The following is a 15,625-nucleotide window of genomic DNA, read 5'->3' as shown; positions in this document are numbered from 1 at the left end:
CTGCGCTCATCCTTGTTTTTTATAATTCTTGACGTAATGCATGAATTACTTCAATTTTCGTTGCTTTCCGTGCTGGTCGCCAACCAGATAAAATCGCTACAAGTAGGCTAATGCTACCGGCAATCACGACTAAGCTCAATGGAATGGTAGAAAACGTAATATCATAGCTTGTTAAATCGGCATCCGATAAAGCAAAGGCTAGGACGTGTGGTAAAATGGCATTGGCACTAAAACTAATCGCGTATGATAGGATAATCGCTAAGCTTGTGCCTAATAGACCGATAAATGCACTTTCCATTAAAAATAAGCGTTGAATGAGTGCTGGTGAGGCACCAATCGCCTTTAATACCCCGATTTCGCGTGTTCGCTCTGTCACAGCCATGGTCATCGTATTAAAAATACCGATAGAGGCAATTAATACGGCAATCGTTCCGATGAACACAAGACCAATTTTAAAGATTAAGAAGAATAAATCCATTTCCTCTAATTGCTCCACAACAGAATACACTTGATAGCCTTGTTCTTTTAATTGTGTTAACACAGGCATCACATGTTCTAAAGAGTCTACATAAATCGTTGAAGATGGGTAGGTTATTAACTGTGGGAACATGGTCATAATATGTTGTCCAAATTGAATAGAGGCATCTTGGTACCACTCGTAAGAAGGAGCTTTTAATATACCAACAATAGTAAAGGTTATTGGTTCAGAAAGTGTACCATTTTCGTCCAATGTCAGTGTTAAAACGACTTCCTCCCCTAAAATATCGCCCTTGTAGCCTTCTTCTTCTCCGTTATACCATGTTCCGTTCGCTTCTGCTTCCTTTGACTTTCGTTCAATCTCTGCTTCATCTTCCTTGTTTAATAAGGTTTGTGCATAATGATAGCCAACTACGATTTCATTTGCTGTTTGTGGTAGTCGACCCGCACTTAAGTTAGAAGGAAGCTTTGCCTGTGCATCCATATCGACCATAATTCCTTGTGAATGGCCCGTTCGATCCTCAAACGTAGATTCCACAACACCACTAATGTCCGCTTTTTTTAGTACGACATTCACGTGCTCTAAGTTGTTAATCCATTGTTCATCTTCTGCAGATAAGCTTTCTTCACCCCAAAGTTGAATTTCTGTAATTTTTTCTTGGTTTAACAATTCATTTCGCATCGTATCTTGTATACCAAAGCCAATGGACGCGAGGACAATTAAAAAGGCACAGCCAATCATAGCCGCTAGTACGGTTGTTGTGACACGTAGCTTATTTTTTTTCATATGTTGCCATACAAATTGTAATTGATCTTTAAATAGCATGTTGTACTTCCTCCATTAATAATCCATCCGACATCCGCAAGATTCGGTTGGCGATAGAAGCCACTTCCTCGTCATGGGTAATAATGACGAATGTGACGTTGCTTTCTTTGTTTAATTGTTGCATGAGCTGTAAAATTTCTTGTTCGGTTTGCATATCTAAGCTGCCGGTTGGTTCATCTGCTAATACAATCGGTGGATCGGTAATCATGGCACGTGCAATGGATACACGCTGTTGTTGTCCACCAGAGAGCTCATTTGGATAATGATCGGCCACTTCTGTTAAGCCGACTCGCTTTAGCATATCCTGTACTTTTTTCTGACGAATCGTAGGGCTAATCCCTTTTAGCTTAAGTGGCAATTCGATGTTTTCTGCCACATTCTGTCCAGGCAACAGCTGAAAATTTTGAAAGATAAAACCGAAGTGCTGTAAACGAAAAGCAGCACTTTGCTTCTCAGTAAAATGGGCGGTTTCAATGTCGGTTATTTGAATAGAGCCATTATTCGGTTTTAAAAAGCCTGCGATGACTTGCAGTAGTGTCGACTTACCAGAGCCACTTTTTCCGACAATAGAGACGATTTCTCCTTGCTGCACATTAAAATCAATGCCTTTTAATACTTCTACCTTCTTTTCCTTGCCTTTTTTGCCAATCATAAATGCGTGACGTAATGATTGAACTGTAATCATATGCTCATTCCTTTATATTTTAATAAGTTAAGTGTACAAGCTGAATCTGAAGATATAGGATGAAGCTTTCTGAAGATTTTCTTAAGAAATAGAAAAGAGGACCAGAAAGTTGTTACTTTCTGACCCCCTACCGGAAAATTGTCTTTTAGGAAGTATTGCTTGATCAAAATATCACTAGCCTCGTCGCAAAATCCCTTTTCAGACACCTACTTCTCTAACGCAAGCTTGATACCAAATCCAATTAATACGGCACTAGTTAAACCTTCAATCACCATTTTTGTTTTTGGCTTCTTCATAAAGGCACTAATTTTATCTAATAAATAGACGTAAAATACAAACCATAAAGCGGTTAATCCTGTATAAATCAGTCCCATCATTAAAAATGGACCGAATGTATTGCCTGTGCCATCGACAAATTGAGGTAAGAAGGTTAGGAAAAATACGGCTACTTTTGGATTCGTGACATTGGTTAAAAAACCTTGCTTAAAGCATGAGTGCCCTGTGTATTTATTGCTTTCCTCTACATCCTCTAGCTGTTGTTTGTGAAGATTTCTCATCGCCCATAAGGTTTTAATCCCTAAATAGCATAAATAAACTGCCCCTACGTATTTAATCGCAGCAAATAAATAGGCTGATTTCACAACAATTGCGGATAGCCCGACAACTGCAGCGAATGTATGAATAAGCAAGCCACAGCATGAACCGAGCATTGTTTTTAGCCCACCAACTCGCCCCACGACTAAAGTATTCTTTGTCGACACCGCCGTATCAGGTCCAGGCAAAATAATCAACAACATACACATAACTATAAATAACGAGATATTTATCAATTATAAGACACCTACTTTTTTGTTGAATTCTAAAAATTATGAAATTACTATACCATAAATGCTACTAACTTAGAATATTCTGATGAATGAAAGCGGGTGTTTGATACAATCAAATGTCCCTAATAAAAAAGAGCTAAGGGTGTGTCCCTCAGCTCTCGGTTGCATATGCTTTTACTTTTTCTAATGCAATAATAAACGGTGGATTATTTTTTTGATTTAAAAATTCATAGCGTAGGACGTGGATCGATTTTTGAGGTAGATTGCTCACAAAACGAATGACCTCGTCACGTTCCTCTTTGCCGCCTTCATGCCCGTGATAAATAACTAATACAATGATGCCGCCAACCTTTAATAGTGTTAGTAAACTTTCGAGTGCTTGAATCGTTGTATTCGGGCGCGTAATGATGTTATGGTCACTTCCAGGTAAGTAACCAAGGTTGAAAATAGCACCAGCAACCGGTTTTGTCACGTGTTTTGCTACGTTTTCATGTCCATCATTCAGCACAAGTGCACGGTGCTCTAGTGCATGGTCAAGTAGACGGTGTAATGTAGCATCTACCGCTTGTTTTTGTACATCGAATGCATAGACGAAACCATCATCCCCAACAAGTTGCGCTAGAAATAGGGTGTCATGTCCATTGCCAGCAGTTGCATCTACGGCAATATCGCCTTCTTGAATCGCAGATTTTAATAATGTTTGTGCGTATTGAAGTACCCGTTCTAGTTTCATGTTGCTGTGTCCGCCTTGTAGTATTTACCTTGCCATGAGCCGCGACGTTCAAGCTCTGCATCGATCCCGTTTAACACTTCCCATTTATTGACGCTCCACATTGGCCCAATCATTAAATCAATCGGTCCATCCCCGGTAATACGGTGGATAATCATATTAGGTGGTAGCACTTCAAGCTGGTCAGCTACTAATTGGATATAGGCATCTTGCTCCATAAACTCAAGCATTCCTTTTTCATATTGTTTGACGAGCGGCGTGCCTTTTAATAAATGAAGTAAGTGAATTTTAATCCCTTGTACATCGAGCTTTGCCACTTCACGTGCTGTTTCCATCATCATATTGTAATCTTCCAGCGGTAAGCCATTAATAATATGTGACACGATTCGAATATTGTGCTTACGTAATTTTTCTACGCCTTCTACATATGTTTGGTAATCATGTGCGCGGTTAATTAAGTTTGCTGTTTTTTCGTGTACGGTTTGTAGACCTAATTCGACCCAAAGATACGTACGCTCATTTAACTCGGCTAAATATTCGACTACATCATCTGGTAAACAATCAGGACGTGTCGCAATACTTAATCCCATAACGCCTTCACAAGCAAGTGCTGCTTCGAACTTTTCCTTTAATACTTCAAGTGGTGCATGGGTATTCGTATAGGCTTGAAAGTAAGCCATTGTTAAGCCGTCTTTCCACTTGTTCTCCATCTTTGTTTTAATTTTTTCGAATTGTACGGGGATTGGATCGACTTTACTCCCAGCAAAATCACCAGATCCCGCAGCCGAACAAAACGTACAACCACCAAAGGCAACCGTACCATCTCGGTTTGGACAATCAAAGCCCGCATCTAGTGCGACTTTATAAACTTTTTTACCGAACTCATTTCGCAAATAGCGATTCCATGTATAATAACGCTTCCCATCGGATGGGAAGGGGAAATTTGTTTCTGTCATATATGTCACTCCTCTAACGCTCTATTTTAACATGTAGAGGAAAACAAGTCATTGGCTATCCATTATGTTATAAAAAATAAAATGTAACTCACAATGAGCAAAAATGCATTCTAAAAATACCAATTGGATAGTAAGAAGTATTAAAAGAAAGTAGTATCATAGCCTTCGCGCTTTGCCACAGCCTACACAGGAGCTAAAACAGGCGTGGCCTGTTTGGATCTCCTGTTCCTGCTCCTGACGTTGCACTTTCGTCGCAAAGAAAATCTTGGCTCCTGTGGCTATGGCGCGCTACGGCAAAAAGCGAATACTTCTCGATATACTAGAAAAACATTTCTCTTCTTTAAAAGAAATCAATTTCTTTCTAGTTGCAAGTATAATTGCCTAGCCTCTACCGTAAGGAATGAGAATCTTTCTTTATTTTTAGCAACTGATTATTGTATTCAACAATAGTTGCTTGTAGCGCAGGCACGAGAGTGTAGCTGACGGCATGCGCCTTTCGCTACAGAGCAATGTTTTTCTGCACCGGAAGTGAAACGGCAGGTGCAAAGCTTCCTACGGGAAAAGCGATAAAGGAACGAAGGCTAAAACCGTCACATCGTGTGACAACGCCTTCGTGACCAACATCATGTTGGCCCCAAGACCCCGCAGGAAATTTATTTGCGACGAAAGCGTAGCGACAGGAGCAGCGAAGCATGAGCGACGAGGAGGCTTGATCTCGCCCGTGGAAAGCGAGTGCCGGAGCGGAAAGCAACGGTTACTCAAATGGTAATATATGTTTTGGTATTTACTCGTTATGAGAAATTTAACTTTAAAGTAGTTTGAAAGAGGCTTTACATAGAAAAAATTTCTTCTTGTATATTTCAATAAACAGGCATAGACTGATATTTTGTGAATCGAAGTAAATGGAGGATAGATTGTGCCAAAACGTGTGTGGTTTTTAATTGTTGGGATGTTTTTTAATACAGTTGGCAGCTCTTTTTTGTGGCCTTTAAATAGCATATATATTCATAATCATTTAGGAAAATCGTTAACGATGGCTGGCATCGTGTTAATGCTTAATTCGTTAGCGGGTGTTTTTGGGAATTTACTTGGAGGTTATTTGTTTGACCGTATCGGAGGTTTTAAAACAATCTTCTTTGGTGTAACCGCGAATCTTACGGTGTTAGGACTGCTCACAATATGGCATGACTTCACACAATACGTTGTGTTTTTAACATTCTTAGGCTTTACATCAGGGATCATCTTTCCGTCGATGTATGCACTTATCGGCAGTACATGGCCAGAAGGTGGAAGAAGGGCATTTAATACATTGTTTTTAACGAATAATGTAGGTGTAGCCATTGGACCAGCATTGGCAGGGATCATTGCAGATATGAATTTTGAGTATGTGTTTATTACCAATTTAGCTACATATTCTATTTTCTTTATCATTGTGATTACAACGTATAGACGCTTTGATATAAATGGTATGGCGCCTAAAAATATTATTGCTGAGGGAGGAGGCGTTCATGCAAAGGCGCCACTTTATGCGATTTTAATTTTAAGCACGTCACTGATTTTATGTTGGCTATCTTATACGCAATGGAGTGCGACGATTTCTTCTTATACACAAGAACTCGGGATGAGTTTGTCGCAGTATAGTGTACTGTGGACAATTAATGGTTTGCTCATTGTGGCGGTACAACCAATTATTCGTCCGCTTGTCCGTCATTGGGAAGATAAACTAAAAAATCAGCTTATATTTGGTTTGTTACTTATGTCGGCATCTTTTGTTTTTGTGTATTATGCGGGTGATTTTAAAATGTTTGCTACGGCAATGGTTGTACTGACACTTGGTGAGGTATTTTTTACACCCGTTATTCCGGCCATCGCAAATCAGCTTGCACCTCAAGGGCGACAAGGGTTCTATCAAGGTATCGTCAATAGTGCAACGACGATAGGGCGTATGATTGGTCCATTACTTGGTGGGGTTATGGTGGATTTGTATGGCATGCAAGTACTGGCAGTCATTTTAACAATCGTATTGATCGTTGCGATTATCCCATGTTTACTATTTGACCGGCCATTGAAACGTATGAAGTTCGAATAGAAATTTATACTGCTCCCTTTGCTACGAATAAAACCTTCTTGGAATTTTTATTCAACTCGAGTTATAGTTATAAGAATTATTTTATGAGGAGTGAGGGAATGCAAGAGATTTGGATGTTTACAGCAGTGGCACTCATGATTGTTATGGTGCCTGGAGTGGATTCACTTCTTGTGTTAAAAAATACAATGATACATGGGAAAAAAGCAGGCTTCTTTACGATGGTAGGAATTGTCGTTGCCCTTTTCGTCTGGACAACCCTCGCTGTTTTAGGGCTTGCTACCATTATCTCAAAGTCAATCGTTGTGTTCTTGTTTATTAAATACGCAGGGGCAGCATATTTAGTGTACTTAGGAATCCAATCATGGCGTGCAAAGGCGCAAAATATGATGTTGCAAGAGCAAATTACACCTAATCAGAATAAAAATGCATCTTTAAGCTGTATGGTGCAGGGGATTACGACAGATTTATTAAACCCGAAAACGCTACTATTATATGTCACGTTAATGCCCCAATTTATTCAACCAGAGTTTAATGTAAATTCACAATTAATCTTGTTAGCAGGTATTCTCATTGTTTTGTCGATTGTATGGTTAGGTATTGTCATTTTTGTGATTAACGGTATTCGAAAATGGTTTATGAAACCTGTCGTACAAAGTGTTTTTAATAAAATGACAGGTGTATTATTAATCGGAATCGGTGTTCGAATCGCAAAAGAGCAATGATCTAAGGGTGTGAATCCAACGAACATAAGAAAACACTTGTGCTTTTTACATTCTTCCATTAAAATAAATGCAATATTATGAACGACTATGATGAGGAATAGTAGGTTTGGATACTTTTAAGAGAGCTAGCGGTTGGTGCGAGCTAGTATGAGGATAAACTGAACTCGCCTCTGAGTTTGCCATTCGTGAAATGAGTAGCGAATAGCCGTGTTTTCGCGTTAAGAAATTTGAGCTGAGTGCAGTGTCACTAATGTGGGTGGTACCGCGGGAGTTAAAATTCTCTCGTCCCTTCTTTTACGGAATGGGGCGAGTTTTTTTATTTTTTGAAATATTTCGCCAATTCAGCTTAAAATATAGACGGTAAAGCGAATACTAGAAAAAGTCGAATGTAAAACCTTTATAGAGGAGGAAATTATTGTGAGTTTTAATCATCAACAAATCGAAAAAAAGTGGCAGCAATATTGGTTAGATAACAAAACGTTCAAAACAGAAAATGAAGAGTCAAAACCAAAGTTTTATGCATTAGATATGTTCCCGTATCCATCAGGTGCAGGTCTTCACGTAGGTCACCCAGAAGGTTACACAGCAACAGATATTTTATCTCGTTATAAGCGCATGAACGGCTATAATGTATTGCACCCAATGGGCTGGGATGCATTTGGTTTGCCAGCAGAACAATATGCACTTGATACAGGAAATGATCCAGCTGAATTTACAGCAAAAAATATTGCGACATTTAAGCGCCAAATTCAAGAACTTGGCTTTTCTTATGACTGGGATCGTGAAATTAACACAACAGACCCAAGTTACTACAAATGGACACAATGGATTTTTACTAAATTAGTGGAAATGGATTTAGCTTATGTGGATGAAATTCCTGTAAACTGGTGTCCAGCACTTGGCACAGTACTTGCAAACGAAGAAGTAATCGATGGTAAATCAGAGCGCGGTAGTCACCCGGTAGAGCGTCGTCCAATGAAGCAATGGATGCTAGCGATTACAAAATATGCAGATCGTTTAATCGATGACTTAGAAGAAGTAGACTGGCCAGAATCAATTAAAGATATGCAACGCAACTGGATTGGTCGTTCTGAAGGCGCACAAGTGAAATTTGCAGTAGCTGGTACAGATAACGACTTTGAAGTATTTACAACACGTCCAGATACACTATTTGGTGCGACTTACTGTGTGCTTGCACCAGAACATAAATTAGTGGCTGAAATTACGACACCAGAGCAAAAAGAAGTGGTTGAAGCATATTTAGAAAAAGTAAAAATGAAGTCTGACTTAGAACGTACAGATTTAGCAAAAGAAAAAACAGGTGTATTCACAGGAGCTTATGCGGTGAACCCGATTAGCGGGAAAGAAGTACCGATTTGGATTGCTGACTATGTACTTGCAACATATGGTACTGGTGCGATTATGGCTGTTCCTGCACATGATGAGCGCGACTATGAATTTGCAAAAGAATTCGGCTTAGACATCGTAGCAGTACTTGAAGGTGGCGATATTGAGAAAGAAGCGTTCACAGGTGACGGTCCACATATTAATTCTGACTTCTTAAACGGTTTAAATAAAGAAGACGGTATTAAAAAAGCAATCGAATGGTTAGAACAAAACGGCGTTGGCGAAAAGAAAATTTCGTACCGCCTACGTGACTGGTTATTCTCACGTCAACGTTATTGGGGCGAGCCAATTCCAGTGATTCACTGGGAAGATGGCACAATGACAACAGTTCCTGAAAATGAATTGCCGCTTGAGTTACCAAAAACAGATAATATCCGCCCTTCTGGTACAGGTGAATCACCACTTGCCAATATTGAAGAGTGGGTAAATGTTGTAGACCCTGTTACAGGTAAAAAAGGTCGTCGTGAAACGAATACAATGCCGCAATGGGCTGGTTCAAGCTGGTATTTCTTACGCTACATCGATCCAAACAACGATGAGCAGCTAGCGGATCCGGAGTTACTAAAACGTTGGTTACCAGTAGATATTTATATCGGTGGTGCAGAACACGCTGTTCTTCACTTACTATACGCTCGCTTCTGGCATAAAGTATTGTACGATTTAGGGGTCGTACATACGAAAGAGCCATTCCAAAAGTTATTTAACCAAGGGATGATTCTAGGTGAAGGTAACGAAAAAATGTCAAAATCAAAAGGCAATGTCGTAAACCCAGATGAAATCGTAGAAAGTCACGGTGCAGATACGCTTCGTCTATACGAAATGTTCATGGGACCACTAGAGGCATCTGTAGCTTGGTCAACAAATGGCTTAGATGGTGCACGTCGTTTCTTAGATCGTATTTGGCGTTTATTAGTAACAGATGAAGGTAAACTGGCGGACAAAGTGCAAGTATCAGATGATAAAGCACTTGAAAAATCATATCATCAAACTGTGAAAAAAGTGACAGAAGATATTGAAGGTATTCGCTTCAACACAGCGATTTCACAAATGATGGTATTCATTAACGATTGCTATAAAGCACCAGTTATTCCACAAACGTATGCAGAAGGCTTTGTGAAGTTAATTGCACCAATCGCGCCGCACATCGCAGAGGAGCTTTGGGCAATTTTAGGACATGAAGGTACAATTTCATACGTAGAATGGCCAACTTATGATGAGTCAAAGCTTGTTGACGACGAAGTAGAAGTGGTTGTACAAGTATTAGGGAAAGTACGTGCGAAAGTAAAGGTAGCAAAAGATGCTTCAAAAGAAACATTAGAAGCAGCTGCAATGGCGGATGAAAAAGTACAAGAATTTATCGCTGGAAAAGAGATTGTGAAAGTGATCGTTATTCCAGGTAAATTAGTCAACATTGTTGTGAAATAAACATACATTATGCAGAGCTATATGTAGGAGCATTCCTTTACATATAGCTCTTTTCTTTATCGTTTAGGAAGGAATTTTTTAAAAATTCTAAAACATAGTTGACTAATAGGTATTATATGTTTATAGTGTTGTTAACATGTAATTCATTCCAAAAACAAAATCGATTGCTGACTATAAAAAGTAGAGGCAATTTTAATCTAGATTTGCGTACTTCCATATACGGTATTTAGATTAAAATTGCTTTTTTTAGTACCTAAAGGGGGGTATAACAATGGGAAAAGTATATATTGTAGGTGCTGGACCGGGGGACGCAGAGTTAATAACAGTAAAGGGGCTTCGTGCTATTCAGGAAGCGGATGTCATTTTATACGACCGTTTAATTAATAAGCAGTTACTTGAATATGCGAAGGAAGGTGCCGAATTGATCTTTGTCGGAAAGCTGCCGAAATATCATGGCGTTATTCAAGAGCGTATCAATAGTTTACTCGTACAACACGGGAAAAAAGATAAAGTGGTAACACGTTTAAAGGGTGGTGACCCATTCGTATTCGGGCGTGGCGCAGAGGAAGCAGAAGTGCTAGCAGAAGCGAATATTCCATTTGAAATTGTGCCTGGTATTACGGCAGGCATTGCCGCACCAGCCTACGCAGGTATTCCTGTAACGCATCGCGATCATAGTTCAAGCTTTGCAATTGTTACAGGGCATATGCGTGAAGGGAAAGAGGATTCGATTAAGTGGGAAAGCCTAATTGGTATTGATACACTCGCCATTTATATGGGGGTTGGGAATCTTCCTTATATTTGCGGGCAACTCATACAATACGGAAAATCAGAAGATATACCTGTTGCTTTAATTCAATGGGGCACAACAGACGTACAACGAACAGTAGTCGGTACATTAAAGACCATTGTACAAATTGCAGAAGATCAGCAAGTTGAAAATCCAAGCATGATTATTATTGGGGATGTTGTAAATGTGCGTGAGAAAATTCATTGGTTTGAAAAAGAGCAGTATTACAAGCAGCTGCGTCAAGAAATTTCAGTATAAGGGGTGAGACTATGCAAGCTGTTTTATATGTTGCACATGGAAGCCGTGTAAAAGCGGGCATTGATGAAGCACTAAGCTTCATTGAGAAAGTAAAGCCGAGAATTGATGCACCTATTCAGCAAGTAAGTTTTCTTGAGTTAGTACAGCCATCTATTTTGCAAGGTGTGAAGAAGTGTGTACAGCAAGGGGCTACTAAAATTGCGGTTGCACCGATTTTATTATTAACAGCCAATCATTTAAATCACGATATTCCAAATGAAATAGCTGAGGCAAAAAAGCAGTTTCCCCACGTACAATTTACAATCGGAGAAGCGTTCGGCATTGATGAGCGATTAGTAAAAACATTGCACCATAGATTGATAGAAATGGATGAGGATATACGGGGTGCAAATGTTTTGTTAATCGGGCGTGGTAGTAGTGATCCAGCTGTGAAAAGAGATTTAGGAGAAATTGCGACATTATTGAAGAAGAAGGCGGGTTTACACGAAGTAGCGACATGTTTTCTATATGGAAAAGGTGTCTCTTTTGAACAGGCATTACAGCGGATATTAGCTGAAAATCGCAAAACATTTATTATTCCATATCTTTTATTTTCAGGCTTATTAAAGCGGCATATCGAAACAAAAATTACAGAGGTTCAACATGTAAATCAAGCGATTATATTATGTAACTGCCTTGGTTACGACAAGCAAGTGCAACATGTATTTGTCGATCGTATTCATCAATTAATGGGGAAAGGGAGATGTATTTATGAGTACGCGTAAAGAGAATGTCGAAATCACATTGGAGAACGTAAGGAAAATGGTTGATTCCATGAGGTACGGCACGATTACACTTGTGATTCAAGATAATTATGTCGTACAAATTGAAAAAAATGAAAAAATTCGTTTGAAATAATGAAAATGAGGGGCGAAAAACGTGACATTACAAGTAATTAATAGTCCATTTACAGAACAGCAAGTGAAGCTGTTGAATGAGGTAATTCCAAATTTAACAGAGCAGCAAAAAGCATGGTTAACAGGCTATTTATCAGCTGCAACTGCTACAAGTGTACCAGTCGTTGTGCAAGAGGTAGAATCAGCACCAGTACCCGTGCAAACAAAAGACATTACGATTTTATTTGGTTCGCAAACGGGGAATAGCCAACAATTAGCGAAAAAATTAGCTGCAACGATTACGAGTGAAGAACATAATGTAACGGTTTCTTCTATGAGTGATTTCAAAGTAAATAATTTAAAGAAATTAGATCATCTATTTATCGTAGCGAGTACACATGGTGAAGGGGAGCCACCAGATAATGCGATTAGCTTCTATGAGTATTTACATAGTAAGCGTGCGCCACAACTACCACAATTAAAATATTCCGTTTTAGCACTCGGTGATACGTCGTATGAATTTTTCTGTAAAACGGGCATTGACTTTGATGAACGCTTAAAAGCATTAGGCGCAAAGAGCATTGTACCGCGTGTTGACTGTGATGTAGATTACGAAGAAGCAGCGAACAAGTGGATTGAGCAAGTAAATAGTGTATTAGCAACGACAGGTAATAGTGCGATCATAAAACCAACTAATCAAATAAGTAATGTTAGTAAAGAGTATACGCGCAATCAGCCGTTTTTGGCAGAAGTATTAGAGAAAATTAATTTAAATGGGCGAGGTTCCAATAAAGAAACGGTTCACTTAGAGCTGTCGCTTGAAGGCTCAGGTTTACTATACGAGCCAGGGGATGTGTTAGCAATCGTTCCTGAAAATAACGACCAGCTTGTAGCTCTTTTACTAACGACTTTACAATTCGATGGTTCACAACATGTGACAGTTGAAGGCAATGAGGTCGTACTACAACAAGCACTCAAACAGCTAGATATTACAGCGTTATCCAAAACATTACTAAGTAAATTTATACCATTTACTGCAGATGAAGCATTAGCAAAGTTACTAGAAGAGCGCGAAGTATTGAAAGCGTATGTATACGGTCGTGACGTCATTGATGTTGTGCAGGAATTTGGACCATGGACGTGGACACCACAACAATTTGTTGAGCAATTACGTAAAATTCCAGCACGCGAATATTCCATCTCAAGCAGTTATGCTGCTTATCCAGAAGAAGTTCATTTAACAATTGGCAAAGTGTTTTATGAAACAGCCGATCGTTACCGTGAGGGTGTTGTGTCCGGCAATATAGCATCGAATGTAGAAGTTGGCGATCAATTAGCTGTATACGTCAAGCAAAATCCCAACTTTAAATTAGCAGAACCAGCAACACCGATTATTATGATTGGTGCAGGAACAGGGATTGCCCCATTCCGTTCATTTTTACAAGAACGAGAAGAGCAAGGTGTTGTAGGGAAGTCATGGCTGTTCTTTGGTGACCAACATTTCGTCACAGACTTCTTATACCAAGTAGAATGGCAAAAATGGTTGCAAGAAGGTGTATTAACAAACTTAAACATTGCCTTTTCTCGCGACCAAAAAGAAAAAATATATGTCCAACATCGTCTGCTTGAACAGGCGGAGGAAGTATATAAATGGATTGAAGCAGGTGCAGTCATTTACTTATGTGGTGATGAAAAAACATTGGGGCACAGTGTACATGAAGCACTGATTACAGTGATTGAACAACAAAAACAAGTCTCACACGAAGAAGCAACAAATTATGTGAAAGAATTACAAGCACAAAAACGTTATCAACGTGATGTGTATTAAGGGGGAAGAACAATGTCACAAAAAATCGTATTACCACCGCAAGAAGGCCCATTAAGTGATGTAGAACGAATTAAAGAAGAAAGTAATTATTTACGTGGAACGCTAGAAAAAACGATGGAATATCCGATTAGTTCGGGTATTCCAGATGATGATAATCGTTTAATGAAATTCCATGGTAGCTATTTGCAAGATGACCGTGATGTACGGAATGAACGAGCAAAATCCAAACTGGAGCCGGCTTATCAATTTATGGTACGTGTTCGAACACCAGGTGGAGTGGCAACAGCAGCACAATGGCTCGTGATGGACCAATTGTCAGACGAAGTGGGAAATAGCACATTAAAATTAACGACACGTCAAGCATTCCAGTTACACGGCATTTTAAAATGGAACGTCAAAACATTTATGCAAGGTATTAATGACGTATTGCTAGATTCTATGGCTGCATGTGGCGACGTAAACCGAAATGTTATGTGTAATGCAAATCCATACCAATCGAAATTACACGAGGAAGTATTCCAGTGGTCAGCGAAATTAAGTGAGCATCTGTTACCACGTACAACGGCCTACCATGAATTATGGTTAAACGGTGAAAAGGTCGTCGATACACAAGACGAGGTAGAGCCAATTTATGGGTCACTGTATTTACCACGTAAATTTAAAATCGGTATTGCCATTCCACCTCATAACGATGCAGATATTTATTCGCAAGATATTGGCTTTATTGCAATTGTAGAGAATGAAAAGCTAGCTGGTTTTAACGTATTAGTTGGTGGCGGTATGGGCATGACACACGGTGATAATGAAACATACCCGCAGCTTGGTCGTTTATTAGGCTTTATCACACCAGATAAGCTACTTGAAACAGCAGAAAAAATTATTACGATTCAACGTGACTACGGGAATCGGAAGGAACGTAAAAATGCACGCTTTAAATATACGCTTGATAAGCGTGGCTTAGATTGGTTTAAGGAAGAGTTAAACCGCCGCTTAGGATGGCCAGTACAAGAAGCACGCTCATTTCAATTTGATCATGTAGGTGACCGCTATGGTTGGGTTAAAGGAGACGATGGCAAATGGCACTATACATTATTTATTCAAAATGGTCGTATTAAAGATTTTGAGGGCTATCCGTTAAAAACGGGCTTACGTGAAATCGCGAAAGTGCATACGGGTGAATTCCGCTTAACAGGGAATCAAAATCTTGTCATCGGTAATGTATCACCACAGAAAAAGAAAAAAATCGATGAGCTTTTAAAGCAATACCATATTACGGCGGGTGAGTTCTATTCAGCTCTTCGTCGCAACTCCATTGCCTGTGTATCATTACCAACATGTGGTCTTGCGATGGCAGAGGCAGAGCGTTATTTACCATCATTAATAGATAAGATGGAAGTGATTTTAGATGAAGTCGGCTTACGTGATGAAGAAATTGTCATTCGTATGAGCGGTTGTCCGAATGGTTGTTCACGTGCGGCAATGGGAGAAATCGGCTTTATTGGAAAAGGACCGGGCAAATACAATCTGTATTTAGGCGGCGGCTTTACAGGCGATCGTTTAAATAAAATATACCGCGAAAATATCGGGGAAGCGGAAATTTTAGCAGAATTGCGACCAATTTTAGCACGCTATGCAGAAGAACGTACGCCAGGCGAACGTTTCGGGGATTTTGTCATTCGTGCAGGTTATGTAAAAGCGACAACGGATGGTACTAATTTCCACGCTTAATA

The 15,625-nt window shown here is 39.5% G+C and carries 13 protein-coding genes and 1 other annotated feature; of the genes, 8 read left to right on the top strand and 5 right to left on the bottom strand.

Going from position 1 to position 15,625, the window contains the following annotated elements; translation table 11 throughout:
• Nucleotides 1–19: 19 nt before the first annotated feature.
• From ACQQ2I_RS15000 to ACQQ2I_RS14980, 5 genes are all read right to left on the bottom strand, one after another.
• Nucleotides 20–1,303, bottom strand: a complete 1,284-nt coding sequence (locus ACQQ2I_RS15000) for an ABC transporter permease (protein ID WP_431027603.1) — start codon at nucleotides 1,301–1,303, stop codon at nucleotides 20–22.
• A complete protein-coding gene (locus ACQQ2I_RS14995; protein ID WP_431027601.1) occupies nucleotides 1,293–1,988 on the bottom strand; it encodes an ABC transporter ATP-binding protein in 696 nt (231 codons plus the stop codon). The genes ACQQ2I_RS15000 and ACQQ2I_RS14995 overlap by 11 nt, the downstream gene beginning before the upstream one ends.
• A 206-nt stretch (nucleotides 1,989–2,194) precedes the next feature.
• A complete protein-coding gene (locus ACQQ2I_RS14990; protein WP_431030527.1) occupies nucleotides 2,195–2,791 on the bottom strand; it encodes a LysE family translocator in 597 nt (198 codons plus the stop codon).
• Between the two features lie 175 nt (nucleotides 2,792–2,966).
• Complete coding sequence (locus ACQQ2I_RS14985; RefSeq protein ID WP_431027600.1) at nucleotides 2,967–3,548, bottom strand: class I SAM-dependent methyltransferase; 582 nt, start codon at nucleotides 3,546–3,548, stop codon at nucleotides 2,967–2,969.
• Nucleotides 3,545–4,501 carry a TIGR01212 family radical SAM protein gene (locus ACQQ2I_RS14980; protein ID WP_431027599.1) on the bottom strand — a complete coding sequence of 319 codons (957 nt, stop codon included), beginning with the start codon at nucleotides 4,499–4,501 and terminating at the stop codon, nucleotides 3,545–3,547. Before ACQQ2I_RS14980 ends, ACQQ2I_RS14985 begins: the two co-directional genes overlap by 4 nt.
• 916 nt (nucleotides 4,502–5,417) lie before the next feature.
• On the opposite strand from ACQQ2I_RS14980, the gene ACQQ2I_RS14975 reads away from it, so the two are divergent.
• The 8 genes from ACQQ2I_RS14975 to cysI all read left to right on the top strand — a co-directional run bounded on the left by ACQQ2I_RS14975 (nucleotide 5,418) and on the right by cysI (nucleotide 15,623).
• Nucleotides 5,418–6,590, top strand: coding sequence for an MDR family MFS transporter (locus ACQQ2I_RS14975; RefSeq protein ID WP_431027598.1), 1,173 nt, complete (start codon nucleotides 5,418–5,420; stop codon nucleotides 6,588–6,590).
• Nucleotides 6,591–6,688: 98 nt separating this feature from the next.
• Entirely contained in the window at nucleotides 6,689–7,312 is a 624-nt protein-coding gene (locus ACQQ2I_RS14970) for a LysE family translocator (protein WP_431027597.1), read from the top strand.
• Nucleotides 7,313–7,390: 78 nt separating this feature from the next.
• Nucleotides 7,391–7,605, top strand: a binding site (T-box leader).
• 124 nt (nucleotides 7,606–7,729) lie between these two features.
• Nucleotides 7,730–10,144, top strand: coding sequence for a leucine--tRNA ligase (gene leuS / locus ACQQ2I_RS14965; protein WP_431027596.1), 2,415 nt, complete (start codon nucleotides 7,730–7,732; stop codon nucleotides 10,142–10,144).
• Between the two features lie 271 nt (nucleotides 10,145–10,415).
• Nucleotides 10,416–11,192, top strand: coding sequence for a uroporphyrinogen-III C-methyltransferase (cobA, locus tag ACQQ2I_RS14960; protein ID WP_431027595.1), 777 nt, complete (start codon nucleotides 10,416–10,418; stop codon nucleotides 11,190–11,192).
• 11 nt (nucleotides 11,193–11,203) lie between these two features.
• Nucleotides 11,204–11,956, top strand: a complete 753-nt coding sequence (locus tag ACQQ2I_RS14955; protein WP_431027594.1) for a sirohydrochlorin chelatase — start codon at nucleotides 11,204–11,206, stop codon at nucleotides 11,954–11,956.
• Nucleotides 11,943–12,089, top strand: a complete 147-nt coding sequence (locus ACQQ2I_RS14950; protein ID WP_431027592.1) for a YezD family protein — start codon at nucleotides 11,943–11,945, stop codon at nucleotides 12,087–12,089. Before ACQQ2I_RS14955 ends, ACQQ2I_RS14950 begins: the two co-directional genes overlap by 14 nt.
• 21 nt (nucleotides 12,090–12,110) lie before the next feature.
• Nucleotides 12,111–13,895, top strand: coding sequence for an assimilatory sulfite reductase (NADPH) flavoprotein subunit (locus ACQQ2I_RS14945; protein WP_431027591.1), 1,785 nt, complete (start codon nucleotides 12,111–12,113; stop codon nucleotides 13,893–13,895).
• Between the two features lie 12 nt (nucleotides 13,896–13,907).
• The gene (gene cysI, locus ACQQ2I_RS14940; protein WP_431027590.1) at nucleotides 13,908–15,623 is read left to right on the top strand and encodes an assimilatory sulfite reductase (NADPH) hemoprotein subunit; all 1,716 of its coding nucleotides are present in this window, start codon (nucleotides 13,908–13,910) and stop codon (nucleotides 15,621–15,623) included.
• Nucleotides 15,624–15,625 lie beyond the last annotated feature (2 nt).

The organism is Lysinibacillus sp. LZ02 (assembly GCF_050613145.1).
Classification (GTDB): domain Bacteria; phylum Bacillota; class Bacilli; order Bacillales_A; family Planococcaceae; genus Lysinibacillus_B.
Note: the sequence above shows the minus strand (reverse complement) of the source record. Positions and strands in the feature narration are given on the sequence as shown.

Excerpts from the sequence above, each read along its gene's own strand:
- cobA (WP_431027595.1), top strand. The coding sequence starts at position 10,416 with ATGGGAAAAGTATATATTGTAGGTGCTGGACCGGGGGACGCAGAGTTA.
- ACQQ2I_RS14970 (WP_431027597.1), top strand. The coding sequence starts at position 6,689 with ATGCAAGAGATTTGGATGTTTACAGCAGTGGCACTCATGATTGTTATG.
- ACQQ2I_RS14995 (WP_431027601.1), bottom strand. The coding sequence starts at position 1,988 with ATGATTACAGTTCAATCATTACGTCACGCATTTATGATTGGCAAAAAA.
- ACQQ2I_RS15000 (WP_431027603.1), bottom strand. The coding sequence starts at position 1,303 with ATGCTATTTAAAGATCAATTACAATTTGTATGGCAACATATGAAAAAA.
- ACQQ2I_RS14955 (WP_431027594.1), top strand. The coding sequence starts at position 11,204 with ATGCAAGCTGTTTTATATGTTGCACATGGAAGCCGTGTAAAAGCGGGC.
- ACQQ2I_RS14990 (WP_431030527.1), bottom strand. The coding sequence starts at position 2,791 with ATGTGTATGTTGTTGATTATTTTGCCTGGACCTGATACGGCGGTGTCG.
- ACQQ2I_RS14985 (WP_431027600.1), bottom strand. The coding sequence starts at position 3,548 with ATGAAACTAGAACGGGTACTTCAATACGCACAAACATTATTAAAATCT.
- ACQQ2I_RS14950 (WP_431027592.1), top strand. The coding sequence starts at position 11,943 with ATGAGTACGCGTAAAGAGAATGTCGAAATCACATTGGAGAACGTAAGG.
- ACQQ2I_RS14980 (WP_431027599.1), bottom strand. The coding sequence starts at position 4,501 with ATGACAGAAACAAATTTCCCCTTCCCATCCGATGGGAAGCGTTATTAT.
- cysI (WP_431027590.1), top strand. The coding sequence starts at position 13,908 with ATGTCACAAAAAATCGTATTACCACCGCAAGAAGGCCCATTAAGTGAT.